This window comes from Caballeronia calidae (assembly GCF_900044055.2).
Classification (GTDB): domain Bacteria; phylum Pseudomonadota; class Gammaproteobacteria; order Burkholderiales; family Burkholderiaceae; genus Caballeronia; species Caballeronia calidae.
Genome location: NZ_FCOX02000007.1, coordinates 193278 through 205880, shown reverse-complemented (window position 1 = coordinate 205880; position 12603 = coordinate 193278). Strand labels below are relative to the sequence as shown.

Sequence of the window (12603 nt, the reverse complement as noted above, 5' to 3'; positions counted from 1 at the left end):
GTGTTTCCATGCTCTTCGCTTCGAGCCGAGGCGCTTCGACGCAGCGTCGCTTCTTCGTTTCATCTCTTTTCTTCGATCGAAGCAAAGAAGGCATTGCATCGAACTAAGCGATGGCTTATAATCTTTTCTTCGACGGACGCGGGGTGGAGCAGTCTGGCAGCTCGTCGGGCTCATAACCCGAAGGTCGTAGGTTCAAATCCTACCCCCGCAACCAACCCGTCCAGCATTACATCGAAAAGCCCGGTCAAGCCGGGCTTTTTGCTTTTCTGCGCGCATGTCCAATGCGCTCGACGCAAGGCCCACCAGCCCAACGCGAAGTCGCAATTCACCCGGTTCATGACCGACCTGCACATCGCGGTATCGCGTTCGCATGTCAAAATCGCAAGGCACGAGGCTCGGCCAGGCCGCACACGCCACCTCCATTCCACGCACGCAAAAGGAGCCGCTCGCTCATGGACATTCCACACGTTCTGCAAGCCATTGCGCATCAGGAGCGCACGCTCGTGTTCCCGCAGTTTCACGCGGAGCATGCGTGGCAAATCGGCTCGCAACTGCGCGAGATGGCGCTCGCGCGCGACGCGGCCATCGTCATCGATGTGCGTACCTTCGGCTGCAAGCTCTTCTACGCCGCGCTCGACAACACCACGCCCGACAACGCACGCTGGGTCGAGCGCAAGTCGCGCACCGTCGAGCACTTTCGCCGCAGCTCCTATGCGCTCGGGCTCTCGCTGCAGCAGGCCGGCACGACGCTCGCCGACAAGTACGGCCTCGACCTCGCCGAGTTCGCGACGCACGGCGGCGCGTTTCCGCTGCGCGTCGCGGGCGCGGGCGTGATCGGCTCGGTCGCGGTGTCGGGCCTGCCGCAGCGCGACGATCATCAGATGGTCGTAGAAGCGCTCTGCGCCGTGCTCGGCGAGAACTTCGGCACGCTCTCGCTCGGGCGGGACTGAGCCGATCGACGAAGAACAGAACCCGGAGAGACTCCACGCCGATGCGCTCAACCGCTTATGTGCTCCTCGCCATCGCGATCGTCACCGAAGTCATCGCGACCTCCGCGCTGCGCGCCTCCGATGGCTTCACGCGCGCGCTTCCCGCAGCCATCGTCGTGGTCGGATACGGGCTGTCGTTCTACCTGTTGTCGCTGACGCTGCGCGCGCTGCCCGTCGGCATCGTGTATGCGGTGTGGTCGGGCGCGGGCATCGTGCTCATCACGCTCGTCGCCGCGCTGCTCTTCAAGCAGACGCCCGATCTGCCCGCCATGTTCGGCATGGGCCTGATCGTCGCGGGCGTGGTCGTGCTCAACGCGTTCTCGAAAATGAGCGCGCATTGAACGCGCGCTGGCGGGCGCTTACTTGCAGCGCACGATCATCGAGCGATTCTTGACGTTCGCCGAGATCACGTTGGTGATGCCGCCGCCGGTCGGGCCGCCTTCCTCGTTGTCCTTCGAGACGATGTCGTAACCCGTCGCGCCGCATTTCTGGCCGGCGAGCACGTAGCAGCTCGCCCAGCTCGATCCGGCATCCGCGCCGCTGCAGTTCACGGCATAGCCGGTCTGTCCGTCGGGCAGATTGATGAGCGACGCCTCGTTCGACGACGCGCACGCGCCGAGGCTCGCCACGGCAACGACAGCAGCGCCGAGCGCCGACGCGCGCAGCCAGGAGAAGCGCGAACGGGCGCCGCCATGCGCCGCGCGTGCGGAGATACGGCGCATGCGCCGACCGTGTTCCTTCATCTTTACCTCGTGATGAGCGAATTGCGATGCGCGCCGCCGGCCGTCGAATTCGCGGCGAGGGCGCATTTTTGAGATGTGCATTGTCCCATAGGCGCCTTACGCGACACGTAAGCGGATGTTAGCGGCGGAGCGCGCGCCGGGATGCGGCGTGGCGCGCGGGCGCGATGCTTGCGAATTAGGCAAGTGGCAGGCTCGCGCTCAATGCGCCAGACATACCGATGAACTATTTTCCGGATCGCGCGCCTTATTCATCTCGAATGTCGGTTGGAATTGCCTGCCGGAGACCGCGGGCGACAACGGGCGCACGCCGCACGCATATAGGGAGGCAAGGACATGGCGGAAAGAGTCACGGGGCCGTACAGAGGGTTCTACATCAGCGCTTCGGCGCGGCTCGTGCAGACGCACACCGAAGGCGACGGCGGCGCGCCGATCTATGTCGGCTCGGTCAGCCTCGCGCGTGGCGGGCCTGACGACGTGCATCGCTTCGAGGCGCTCGTCGATCTCGGGCCCGAGCGGCGCTTCGCGACCGAAGACGAGGCGCTCGCGCATGTGGAGCAGGCCGCGCGCGAATACATCGACCGCTTGCTGCAAGCGACGTGATGCGCCCCGTTCACCTTCGACACACTGTGCTGTACGACGTCGCGAGTTGCCTCATCGATCTCTTCCCGAGTGGCGCCGATGTCGCGGAAGTGGGTCTGGAGGCAACGCCCGCGCTTTTCGTGAGCTGGCGTACGGGCGGCGTGGCGAATCATCCCGGCAATATCGCGTGGGGCGTGCACTATCGCTTCGACGCGCAGGTGCTGCGCGACTATCCGCACCTGTCCGGGGAAGCACGTCAGCGCGTATGCGATCGCGTGCGCGACATGAGCCGGCTGCTCGACTTCAACTATGCGAATCCTTCGGCGAGTTCGCTGCTCGTCGTCGATGTCGACGAATCCGTGCTTGCCGCGTAAAGCGGGCGGCGCTGGACCGCGCGATGCGAGCGCGAGTACCATAATCGCCGAATCGATTCGTGGGATCGTTTGCGGCGGCGCAAGCGGGTTCGCGCGAACGAAGCGATGGAGCGTCTGAACGTCTTCGCGTCGGTCCCGGTCGGATGCCCGCCTCATCGGCGCCACGCCCCAGCAACGAGACAATCATGAATATTCGTTTCCTTCCGGATGCGCCCGACTACCGCGATTCCAACCTGACCGTCGAGTTCGCCGCGATCGTCGACGGCCGGCGCGTGCCCTGCGCGATTTCGGTTGAAGCGCTGGAAGATCATTTCGGCGCGCAGACCTACGACAGTATCGGCTGGATCAGCGCGTTCGATGCGGGCCGCCCGCGTATCGAAGAAGTCGCGCGCGAGCATCTGCGCGTGACCAACGGCATGCCCGTGCTCCTGAAAAGCGGACACTTTCCGCCGGGGCGCGTGACGGTCTGATGCGCTGACCGGCGCAGTCGCGCAAAGCCAACTTCCCGCTCTTACACGCCGCGATGTAAGTCCTCCATCGCATTGTGTTTTTATCGACGCGAGATGCGTCGCGCGCCTTCCGCGCGATCGCGCAACGGAGTACCATCCTTCTATTCGCCGCACGCGATGCGATTCGCTCGGCACATTACTTGCTCAACGGCTTGCGCTTTCGTTCGGGCAATCAAATATAAAAATCGCGCGGGGTCATCATGCTTCAGTCCTTTCTTCACTCACTTGTCGAGTCCAACGCGCTATGGCTCATCTGGGCAGCCGTCGGTGTCCTGATTCTTGCGTTGTGCATCGTGTTTGCGTCCGTCGTGCTGGGCGATTCGGAGGAGCCGCTTTATCGCGCGGCATCCCGGCGCCGCGACGACAGCAAGATGACCATCTGAGCGTGCGCCGCCGCGCCGCGATTTGACTTCGACAGAAGCGGTGCCGACAATGCCTCGCATGGGACTGCAAGAGCGCCGCACGGAGCAACGACGCGAGCAGCGCCAGGCGCTGCGCGAGCGCATACTCGAAGTCTCGCGCGAAATCGTGAAGCGTGAAGGCTTCGCATCGCTCTCGATGAGAAAGCTCGCCGACGCGATCGACTATTCGCCCGCCGCGCTCTATCTTCATTTCAGGAGCCGTGGCGAGATCGCGCGGGCGTTGCGCATGGAAGGCCACGCGCGCCTGCATGACGCGTTTCTCGCGCACGCGACCATCGCGGACCCGGCCGCGCGCCTGAACGCGATGGCGCGCGCGTATGTCGAATTCGGGCTGGCCGAGCCCGAGACGTATCGGCTGATGTTCATGGAGCCCGCGGGTTTCACCGACACGGATGCGAACGCACGTGGTGCCGATCCTGCCGATCGCACCGACGAGCCGGCCGGGTCAGGCGCGGCGACGCTCTCGCTGATCGCGGATGCGTTCGTCGAACTGCGTGCGGCCGAGCAACTGCCGCCGCATGCCGCGCCGACCGCGTGCGCGGAAGGGCTGTGGGCGAATCTGCACGGCATCGTCGCGCTGAAGCTGAACGGCGCGCCGCTGCCCGAGACGCCTGCCGCGACGCTCGTCGACTTGTCGCTCGATGCGTGGTTCGCGCAGGCGCACGCGCCTCGACCCGAGGGAACCGAACTTCGATTCAATTCAGCGAACCGACCCGACACTTCAACACGATGACCACCGAAGACATCCGTATCGACACCGCCAACGGCATCGGCTTCATTGCGCTCGATCGTCCGAAGGCACTCAACGCGTTGACGCCGCCGATGCTGCGCGCGATCGGCGAGGCATTGCGCGCGTGGCGCCACGATCAGGCGATCCGCGCTGTCGTCGTCTATAGCCCGCACGTGCGCGCGTTTTCCGCGGGCGGCGATATCCGCTTCCTGTACGAGTCCGCGACGGCGGGCGAGCGCGACGCGATCGACGCGTTCTTCACCGACGAATACAAGCTCAATCACGCGATCTTCACGTTCCCGAAGCCGTATGTCGCGGTCGTGAACGGCGTGGTGATGGGCGGCGGCATGGGCATCTCGCAGGGTGCGCATCATACGGGCGGGCTGCGTCTCGTCACGCAGTCGACCAAGATGGCGATGCCCGAGACGCGCATCGGCCTCTTCCCCGATGTCGGCGTGAGCTGGTTCCTCGCGCGCGCGCCGGGCGCGATCGGCCGCTATCTCGCCGCGACGGGCGCGAGCCTGGCCGCCGCCGATGCGCTCTATGCCCGCATGGCCGATGCCTATCTCGACGACGGCGCGCTGCCCGGCCTCGTCGAATCGCTGCGGCATCAGCGCTTTCTCGACGGCGTGGAGATCGTGCGCTTCGTGCAGAACGAGACCACGAAGTACAAGGTCGCGCCGATCCCCGAAAAGAGCGAGCTCGCCGCTGCGCGCACGATGATCGACAAGCACTTCGCGGCGGGCAACGGCGCGTCGATTCTCGCGTCGCTCGAGCGCGAGGCGGACATCGGCAACGACTGGGCGAAGCGCACGGCCGCCGAGCTGCGCGAGCGCTCGCCGCTTTCCGTCGATATCGCGTTGCAGCAGGTCGACCGCGCGAAGTTCTCGACGATGGCCGAGACGCTGCGACGCGATCTCGACCTCACGCGCACGGTGTTCGAGCGCGGCGACGTGCTGGAGGGGATTCGCGCGCGCATCGTCGACAAGGACAACGAGCCGCGCTGGCGGATCGCGCGCGCCGAGGATGTGGAGGCCGCCGATGTGGATCGGATGTTCGAAAGCGCGTGGACGCCGGCGGCGCACCCGCTGCGGCTTTTGAAGGACTGACGCTGAGAAGAGCGGCCCGCGTGGGCCGCTTTTGATTCGAGCGCGGCGTGAATCAGCGCTGAATCAACGCGGCTCGCTGCCCGCCATGAACGCGCGCATGAAGACGAGCGCGCCCCAGCCCCAGATCGCGTTCGCGATGAAGCCCGGCGCGAGACGCGGCAGCATATTGCCGCTCGGCCAGATGCCGCGCGCCGGATCGATCACGAACACGCCCACTGCCGTCAGCACGATGCCGCCGAAGACGAGTGCGCCGATCCAGGGCGCGCTGCGGTCGGGCGCGACGCGCAGCAGCCACGCCATCAACACGCCGAAGATCGAACTCCACAGCGCATTGGCGATGAATTCGGGGATGCCGAGCGGAAGGAACGGTGTGGTGGAGAAGCCGGCCGGATCGACGAGACCCGCTGCATGCAGCAGCGCCAGGGTCGATTCGCGGAAGAAGAGCGCGGCAAGGAAACCAGATACGAACGGCAGAATGACTTTTTGCATTGGCTAGACCGCTTGGAGCCGGAGGCGCGGTTCTCTCCGATTATCGAGACGAGCGCCATTATAGTGGCGTCGCGCGTGCTTCCAAGCCGGGTCCGAGGTTCTTGTGCGCTATTTTGCGATGGCGTCGCTCGCCGGGCTGTGATGCAGCATGCGGTCGCTGTTCGGCGGCGGGTTCGGGCGCTTCACGGGCATGTTGTCGGGGTTGTCGGGCCGCGTGGCGCTCGCGGAAGGCGCGCCGGGGGCGTTCGGCGGTTTCACCATCGATGCGCTGTCGTCGGGGCGGGCGGTCTGAGCGTGGGCCGCGAATGTGGTGACGAGCAGGAGAGCGGCTATCGCGAGATGTTGCCGGGGCATGATTGTTCTCCGCGAAGGGGAGAGTATCGACGTGCATGCCGCGTGCCCGAGGCGGATCGGAAAAGCAAAAAGCCCAGTCGGATGACTGGGCTTTTTGCATGAATTCTCGGTGGGGTGGCTGATGGGACTCGAACCCACGACGACAGGAATCACAATCCTGGACTCTACCAACTGAGCTACAGCCACCACTGTTACCGCGATCCTGACTGCTTCAGCGCTGCCGCAGCAATCAAGAAGCGAGATTATACGAACATTGATTGCACTTGCCTAGTCCTTTTTGAGCATCTTTTTCCGCAAGCCGCGCATCAGGATTCGATCGCTTCCACGGCCTCACGCAGATGAGCGCGCGCCTCGTCGAAAATCGTGAGATCGCCCGTCGCGAGCCGGCGGCTGTCTGACAGCACGCGGCGCCATCCACGCGCGCCCGCGACACCGCGATAAAGACCGAGCGCATGCCGTGTCACCGCGCCGAGATACGTGCCGCGCGCGAGTTCATGGCGCGCATAGCCGATGAGCCCCGCCTCGATCTCTTCGCGCGAGGGAATGGGCGTGTCGGCGCCATAGAAGCGCGTATCGACGCCGGCGAGCACGTACGGATTGTGATAAGCCTCGCGCCCGAGCATCACGCCGTCGACATGCTTCAGATGCTCCTCGACTTCATCCAGCGTCTTGATGCCGCCGTTGATCGAGATCTCCAGATGCGGGAAGTCACGCTTCAGCCGATACGCGTACTCGTACTTGAGCGGCGGAATCTCGCGGTTCTCCTTCGGGCTCAGGCCTTTGAGGATCGCGTTGCGCGCATGCACGATGAACACTTCGCAACCGGCATCGGCGATGGTGCCGACGAAGTCGCCCACGAACTCGTAATCCTCGACCGTATCCACACCGATGCGATGCTTCACCGTCACGGGAATGGACACGGCATCGCGCATGGCTTTCACGCAGTCGGCGACGAGACCCGGCTCTTTCATCAGACACGCGCCGAACGCGCCGCGCTGCACGCGCTCGGACGGGCAGCCGCAGTTCAGGTTGATCTCGTCGTAGCCCCATTGTTCGCCGAGCTTCGCGCTCTTCGCGAGATCAGCCGGCTCGCTGCCGCCGAGTTGCAGCGCGACGGGCGCTTCCGCCGGCGTGAACGCGAGATGGCGCGCGACATCGCCGTAGAGCAGCGCGCCCGTCGTCACCATTTCCGTGTAGAGCCACGTGTGGCGCGACACGAGCCGGTGCAGGGAGCGGCAATGGCGGTCGGTCCAATCCATCATCGGAGCGACGGACACGCGGCGGGGGCTGATCTTCGATACGGCTGACATGGGCGAAGCGGCCGCGCTTTCGGGCGAACCGCTTGAATCTGAAAGGGAATCCGCAATTTTACCGCAGTGCGGAAGATCGGTCGTGCCGCGCGATCGTTTCGCGCGGCGCAAACGTGCGCCGCCTTCGCCACACCATGTTACGATTTCCAAGTCACCCCCAACGACGACATTGGAGGCATATATGGCTACTTTGGCGATCGACGGTGTGCGCTGGATCAACGACCGCGTAACCAGCGTGCGCTGGGGCAGTTTCGATCCGGCCACCAACAACTGGGCCGCGCCCACCACCATCGTGGATATCCAGCAAGTCGTGGATGCCATCAAGAGCGGCAAGGAAGTCCGCACGCTCTTCACGCTCGGCGGCCACCCCTTCCTCGGCCCGAAAGTCAGCGCGCTACCATATACGAACGGACATATCGGCATCGAGGCGCGCGCGCAGGACGGTCAGATCGAGAAATCGCTCGAAGACCTGCCGCCCGTCTGAGCGCGTCGCAACGGGCGCGGCCTCGCGGCAGGCGTCCCGCTCGCGGAGACAAGCATTGAATCGACAACAGGCGCTCCGGTTCGAGACCGAGTTCATGCCGCGCATCGTCGAGCGCGTGGCGCGTGTCGTCGAGCGCGTGGCGCGTGTCGTCGATCATGGCGTGCGCGTCGAAGTCGTTCCTTATGAAAGTCCGCTCGTGCCGACGCGCCTGCGCGTCAGCGCGGAACGTGCGCCACGTGAGGGCGGCACGCATCGGCGCGCTTTCCCGTATCCGCTCAATGTTGTTCTGACCTGGGACGACGACGAGATCGAACGCGTGCTCGCCGCCGGCGGCGAGGCCCGATTCATGCGCTATCTCGATGCGATCGGCGCCAAGCTCGATGCCTGGCAGGGCGCGCGCGAAGTCGATCTCGTGACGCGCTCGCAGGCGGAACCGTCGGTGATGCTCGGCGGTCTCGACTTCGAGGCCTGATCACGGCGGCCGGCTGCCGCCTGCAAGCGCCCGTTCAGCCGACGCAGTGCATCGCCGGTGGCACCGCGTCCCGCGGCACCGGCAGGGCGCACCACCATGAACGAGGAGGTCGGTATGGCATCGTCGAATGAAGGCAATCTGCGCGCATTCGTGCAGACCGCGGAACAGGCGGGCGGCTTCGTCTGGGTCATCACGCTCGTCGATTTCGCGGCGCACGAGGTCAAGCGCGCCATGGTCTCCGAAGAGAACTTCTCCACCGCCGACGCGGCCCGCGACGCGGGCAACGATCGCCTGAAAGGCATGTCGAACGATCGCTGACGACGCATCGCGGCGCGCGGCCCCGCGACGCGCTCACTTCGTCGCGATCACCATCGAATCCGCTCCGACGAGCGGTTCGACGCGCGCCGACGCAAAGCCCGCTTCCTTCATCCACGCGCAGCATTGCGCGCCGGTGTAGTCGAAGCCGCCCGGCGTCTCGATCAGCATGTTGAGGCTCATCAGAAGGCCGAACGCGTTGTGACGGCGCTCGTCGTCGATGATCGCGTCGTACACGATGAGACAGCCGCCCGGCGGCAGCGCCGCGTGGCATTTCCGAAGCAGCTCGAGCTTTTGCGGCAGATCCCAGTCGTGCAGTATGTGGCCCATCACGAGCACGTCCGCCGACGGGCACGGGTCCTTGAAGAAATCGCCGGGGTAAAAACGCAGCCGGTCCTGCAGGCCGTTCGCGGCGATGTAGTCGTCGAAGATCGGGCCGACGACGGGCAAATCGAAACCGCCGCCCGTCAGATGCGGGTGTGCGCGCGCTACTTGCACCGGCAACGCGCCCTGCGCGGCGCCGATATCGATGAACGTGCGGTATTCGCTCCACGGAAACTGCTGCGCGATCGCCTGGGCCGCGCCCATGCTGACGCCGCTCATCGCATGGAGAAAGCCGCGCAGACGCGCCGGGTCGCTGTAGAGCGCGTCGAAGGGGTTGCCGCCGTGCTTCGCTTCGTTCTGCGGCAGCCCGGTGCGCAGCGCTTCGGTCAGCGAGCCCCAGAACGGATAGAGGCGCGCGTTCGCCATCTCCAGCAACCCGCCGACATACGAAGGCTTGTTGCGATCGAGGAAGAGATCGGCGTCGTCCGCGTTGGCGTAGCGGCTGTCTTCGCGCGTGAGCACGCCGAGCGCGACGAGCGTATCGAGGAAATCGAGCGCGGCGCGCGGATGCAGTCCGAGCGCCTGCGCGAGATCGTCCGCTTCGCTCGGGCCATTCGCGAGTTGCGTGAAGACCCCCAGCTCGACAGCCGAAAGCAGCGCTTTCTACGCCCAGAAACCCATGCCTATTTGCAGCAGCCGCTCCGGCGTGGGCTGCGCGTCGGGATTGCCGTGCGCGTCTTGCATGGTGCGCCTCCTGTTGAAAGTGCGGCGTCAGCGGGCCGAGAGGACCGCGTAACTCTAGGCGCCGGCCGCGTCCGATTCAAGGCGGATATGTACGCAGCGTCACGCAGACGAAAGACGTTCGATGAAACCGAACGAGTGCGCCGGCAACGTCGTACAACAAGGCGCAAAGCATTGTCCATAATGCCTTCACACTGATCAACGTTCACAAGGAGAGCGTCATGAATCGCTTCGAAGGCAAGACAGTTCTGGTTACCGGCGGCAACAGCGGCATCGGTCTCGCGGCGGCGCAGGCATTCGCCGCGGAAGGCGCGCGGGTCGTCATCACCGGACGCGATGAAACGTCCCTGGCGCAGGCACGCGCCTCGCTCGGCGCGAACGCGATCGCGATCCGCAACGTGGCGGGCACCGTCGCCGCGGCGCGCGAACTGGCGCAAAGCCTCGTCGACGCCGACATCCGGCTCGATGCCGTTTTCGTCAACGCGGGCGTCGCGAAGCTCGCGCCGTTCACCGACATCGACGAATCGACGTGGGACGAAACCTTCGCGATCAACGTGAAGGGGCCGTACTTCCAGATCCAGTCGCTCGTGCCGATCCTGAACGAAGGCGCGTCGATCGTGCTGAACGGTTCGATCAACGCGCATATCGGCATGCCGATGTCATCGGTGTATGCGGCGAGCAAGGCGGCGCTCGTGTCGTTCGCGAAGACGCTGTCGGCGGAACTGCTGCCGCGCGGCGTGCGCGTGAATGTCGTGAGCCCCGGTCCGGTGACCACGCCGCTGCATGACAAGCTCGGCCTCGGCGATGAAATGGGCGCGCAACTGCAAAGCCAGATTCCGCTCGGACGCTTCGGCAAGTCGAGCGAAGTGGCGGCGACGGTGCTGCATCTCGCATCGCCGGAATCGGGCTTCATCGTCGGCACGGAGATCGTGATCGACGGCGGCATGAGCCAGCTTTGAGTCGAACGCTTCGGGCGCAGGCGGGGCACAATCGCTGAAGTCCACCACGCGGATCATCGGCATGAGCGACAACCAGGAGCACAGCGATGCGCAGGCGGCCCGCGAAGCACGTTATCGCCGCTACGAGGCGGCGGGCGAGCCGTCGATCCGCGCGGACCTCGATGAATCCGCCGACACCGATCCCGAAGCCGGATTCAAACGCGCCTGGCTGCGCCGCAAGGAAGCGGCGCGCCAGGACGAACAGTTCCGCGCGATGTTCGCGTCCGTGACGTCCGCCAACGACGCCGCGCAGCTTGCGCGCGACTCCGCGCAGGCGTCGCGCCGCTCGGCCTTCTGGACGATGATCGCGGCGCTTGCGGCGACGATCGGCGTGATCGTCAATGCGGCCATCGCGCTCGGCTGGCTCGACTGGCTGCGGCGCTAGAGCGGGCCGTGCTCAGCGCATCGCGGGCTGCAACTCGCCCCAGCCGACGAGAATCTGCTGGATGCTGCGCGCGTAGGCATCGCGATGCTTCGGCGATTCCGAGTGATACGCGCCGATCGCCTGCCACGTGTTGCCGTACTTCACCATCTTCTGCTTCAGCAGCCACGCGGCGACGAATACGTTGACGCACGGATCGGCGAGCGCGCGATGCGGGATGCCGTGGCGCGCCAGATCGGGAAAATGGATGGAATTGATCTGCAACTGGCCGATATCGACCGAGCCGTTCGCGTTGCGGTTGATCGCGGCGGCATCGCCTTTCGATTCGCGCCACGCCACGGCGCGCAACACGAGCGGATTGACGCCCTGATAGGCGGCGGCCTGCTCGAAGCAATCGTCGGCGCGGGCAGCGCTCGCGGCGAGCAGCAGGCAAGCGGCGAGCGCCGCGTGAATCGGACGGAACATTGCGTGGCTCCTTCGATTACTGCGCGAGCGCGATCTCGATGCGCTGCTCGACGTCCTTCAGATACGAGCGCGATTCGCCGGACACGACGAGGCGCGGTTCCGGGCCGTTGCATTTGCAATCGACGACGCGGCGCGCCTTCCTGCCTTTCCTGCTCGCGGATTTGACGGGCGGATCGTCGTCGTCGCTGGCGGCGGGCGGCAGCATCGCAAGCGTGGGCAGCGGCGGATAGACCTTCTGCACGGCGGGCCCGAGGGCGGCGAGCGTTTGCACGGATGCCGGCGCGCTCACATCGAGCGGACCGGCGAAGGCGCCCGATGCGGCGATCATGCCGGCTGCCAGAATCAGGATGCGGCGCATGACGTCAGCCTCCCTGCGTCGGCTTGATCGACACGCTGTACGGCTGTCGTGCGCCGGCGGTCAGGTTTTCGAGGCTGAGCCTGACCGTGTGCTTCGGCGGCACGCCTTTCCAGATCGCCTGGTTGAGGTAGGCGAAGTCCTGCGCGAGCGCGGTGACGAGAATCGTCGTCGGTTGCTTCTGCGCGGCTGCGAGCGCGCCTGCTTTCGCGAGAACCGCGGTGAGTTGCGGGTCGCGCGCGCCGAGCGCGTCAGCGGGAATCTCGAAGCGGATGATCTCGGCGGACACCGCCGGCTTGTCGATCTGAGTCGTGTTGGCCGGGGGAATCGGCGCGCAGCCCGTCGCGGCGAAGGCGACCGCGATGGCGAAAAGTGACGCTGCCCACTTCACTGGCATCTCCTGATTGGGTCATGGCGATATGCGAGTTGTCGGCGCGCGTGCGCGCGACTTGATAGCCG

20 protein-coding genes, 2 tRNA genes and 1 pseudogene are annotated in these 12603 nt (G+C 65.5%); 14 read left to right on the top strand and 9 right to left on the bottom strand.

Translation table 11 applies throughout. From position 1 onward, the window contains the following. Positions 1-137 precede the first annotated feature (137 nt). The 3 genes from AWB78_RS10115 (at position 138) to AWB78_RS10105 (ending at position 1330) form a co-directional block, all read left to right on the top strand. Positions 138-214, top strand: a tRNA-Met gene (locus AWB78_RS10115). 238 nt (positions 215-452) lie between these two features. Further along, positions 453-950, top strand: coding sequence for a heme-degrading domain-containing protein (locus AWB78_RS10110; RefSeq protein ID WP_062604418.1), 498 nt, complete (start codon positions 453-455; stop codon positions 948-950). Between the two features lie 41 nt (positions 951-991). Further along, the gene (locus tag AWB78_RS10105) at positions 992-1330 is read left to right on the top strand and encodes a DMT family transporter (RefSeq protein ID WP_062604417.1); all 339 of its coding nucleotides are present in this window, start codon (positions 992-994) and stop codon (positions 1328-1330) included. Positions 1331-1348: 18 nt separating this feature from the next. Here AWB78_RS10105 and AWB78_RS10100 read toward each other — a convergent pair whose 3' ends face one another. After that, a complete protein-coding gene (locus AWB78_RS10100; protein WP_198399246.1) occupies positions 1349-1732 on the bottom strand; it encodes a hypothetical protein in 384 nt (127 codons plus the stop codon). Positions 1733-2065: 333 nt separating this feature from the next. Here AWB78_RS10100 and AWB78_RS10095 point away from each other — a divergent pair, with 333 nt between their 5' ends. The 6 genes from AWB78_RS10095 (at position 2066) to AWB78_RS10070 (ending at position 5455) form a co-directional block, all read left to right on the top strand. Beyond that, on the top strand, positions 2066-2332 hold the full coding sequence (locus AWB78_RS10095) for a hypothetical protein (protein WP_062604416.1): 267 nt from the start codon (positions 2066-2068) through the stop codon (positions 2330-2332). 26 nt (positions 2333-2358) lie between these two features. Continuing rightward, positions 2359-2685 carry a hypothetical protein gene (locus AWB78_RS10090; protein ID WP_232477660.1) on the top strand — a complete coding sequence of 109 codons (327 nt, stop codon included), beginning with the start codon at positions 2359-2361 and terminating at the stop codon, positions 2683-2685. Positions 2686-2870: 185 nt separating this feature from the next. After that, positions 2871-3155, top strand: a complete 285-nt coding sequence (locus AWB78_RS10085; RefSeq protein WP_062604414.1) for a DUF1488 family protein — start codon at positions 2871-2873, stop codon at positions 3153-3155. A gap of 239 nt (positions 3156-3394) precedes the next feature. Beyond that, positions 3395-3577 carry a hypothetical protein gene (locus AWB78_RS10080; RefSeq protein WP_062604413.1) on the top strand — a complete coding sequence of 61 codons (183 nt, stop codon included), beginning with the start codon at positions 3395-3397 and terminating at the stop codon, positions 3575-3577. Positions 3578-3635: 58 nt separating this feature from the next. Then, the gene (locus AWB78_RS10075) at positions 3636-4349 is read left to right on the top strand and encodes a TetR/AcrR family transcriptional regulator (protein WP_062604412.1); all 714 of its coding nucleotides are present in this window, start codon (positions 3636-3638) and stop codon (positions 4347-4349) included. Next, complete coding sequence (locus AWB78_RS10070) at positions 4346-5455, top strand: enoyl-CoA hydratase/isomerase family protein (protein WP_062604411.1); 1110 nt, start codon at positions 4346-4348, stop codon at positions 5453-5455. Before AWB78_RS10075 ends, AWB78_RS10070 begins: the two co-directional genes overlap by 4 nt. A 63-nt stretch (positions 5456-5518) precedes the next feature. Here the strand turns inward: AWB78_RS10070 and AWB78_RS10065 are convergent, their stop codons facing one another. From AWB78_RS10065 to dusA, 4 genes are all read right to left on the bottom strand, one after another. Next, positions 5519-5944 (bottom strand): hypothetical protein, encoded by a 426-nt coding sequence (locus AWB78_RS10065; protein ID WP_062604410.1) that lies wholly within the window; start codon positions 5942-5944, stop codon positions 5519-5521. A gap of 108 nt (positions 5945-6052) precedes the next feature. Further along, positions 6053-6298 (bottom strand): hypothetical protein, encoded by a 246-nt coding sequence (locus AWB78_RS46405; protein ID WP_157697448.1) that lies wholly within the window; start codon positions 6296-6298, stop codon positions 6053-6055. Positions 6299-6408: 110 nt separating this feature from the next. Next, positions 6409-6484 (bottom strand) — tRNA-His (locus tag AWB78_RS10060). A 119-nt stretch (positions 6485-6603) separates the two neighbouring features. Next, positions 6604-7608 carry a tRNA dihydrouridine(20/20a) synthase DusA gene (dusA, locus tag AWB78_RS10055; RefSeq protein WP_062604409.1) on the bottom strand — a complete coding sequence of 335 codons (1005 nt, stop codon included), beginning with the start codon at positions 7606-7608 and terminating at the stop codon, positions 6604-6606. A 181-nt stretch (positions 7609-7789) separates the two neighbouring features. Here dusA and AWB78_RS10050 point away from each other — a divergent pair, with 181 nt between their 5' ends. The 3 genes from AWB78_RS10050 to AWB78_RS10040 all read left to right on the top strand — a co-directional run bounded on the left by AWB78_RS10050 (position 7790) and on the right by AWB78_RS10040 (position 8882). Beyond that, positions 7790-8092 (top strand): hypothetical protein, encoded by a 303-nt coding sequence (locus AWB78_RS10050; RefSeq protein ID WP_062604408.1) that lies wholly within the window; start codon positions 7790-7792, stop codon positions 8090-8092. 55 nt (positions 8093-8147) lie between these two features. Beyond that, the gene (locus AWB78_RS10045; RefSeq protein ID WP_082883276.1) at positions 8148-8564 is read left to right on the top strand and encodes a DUF5594 family protein; all 417 of its coding nucleotides are present in this window, start codon (positions 8148-8150) and stop codon (positions 8562-8564) included. A 114-nt stretch (positions 8565-8678) separates the two neighbouring features. After that, positions 8679-8882 carry a hypothetical protein gene (locus AWB78_RS10040; RefSeq protein ID WP_062604406.1) on the top strand — a complete coding sequence of 68 codons (204 nt, stop codon included), beginning with the start codon at positions 8679-8681 and terminating at the stop codon, positions 8880-8882. A 33-nt stretch (positions 8883-8915) separates the two neighbouring features. Here AWB78_RS10040 and AWB78_RS10035 read toward each other — a convergent pair. Then, a pseudogene (locus AWB78_RS10035) lies at positions 8916-9947 on the bottom strand (methyltransferase). 218 nt (positions 9948-10165) lie between these two features. On the opposite strand from AWB78_RS10035, the gene AWB78_RS10030 reads away from it, so the two are divergent. Next, positions 10166-10903 (top strand): SDR family oxidoreductase, encoded by a 738-nt coding sequence (locus AWB78_RS10030; RefSeq protein WP_062604405.1) that lies wholly within the window; start codon positions 10166-10168, stop codon positions 10901-10903. A gap of 61 nt (positions 10904-10964) precedes the next feature. Further along, complete coding sequence (locus tag AWB78_RS10025) at positions 10965-11327, top strand: hypothetical protein (RefSeq protein WP_062604404.1); 363 nt, start codon at positions 10965-10967, stop codon at positions 11325-11327. A gap of 12 nt (positions 11328-11339) precedes the next feature. Here the strand turns inward: AWB78_RS10025 and AWB78_RS10020 are convergent, their stop codons facing one another. From AWB78_RS10020 to AWB78_RS10010, 3 genes are read right to left on the bottom strand one after another with little or no spacing between them, the layout of a single operon-like run. Next, on the bottom strand, positions 11340-11789 hold the full coding sequence (locus AWB78_RS10020) for a lytic transglycosylase domain-containing protein (protein ID WP_062604403.1): 450 nt from the start codon (positions 11787-11789) through the stop codon (positions 11340-11342). A 16-nt stretch (positions 11790-11805) separates the two neighbouring features. Beyond that, the gene (locus AWB78_RS10015) at positions 11806-12147 is read right to left on the bottom strand and encodes a hypothetical protein (protein ID WP_062604402.1); all 342 of its coding nucleotides are present in this window, start codon (positions 12145-12147) and stop codon (positions 11806-11808) included. A gap of 4 nt (positions 12148-12151) precedes the next feature. Then, positions 12152-12541, bottom strand: coding sequence for a hypothetical protein (locus tag AWB78_RS10010; RefSeq protein WP_062604401.1), 390 nt, complete (start codon positions 12539-12541; stop codon positions 12152-12154). Positions 12542-12603: the final 62 nt, after the last annotated feature.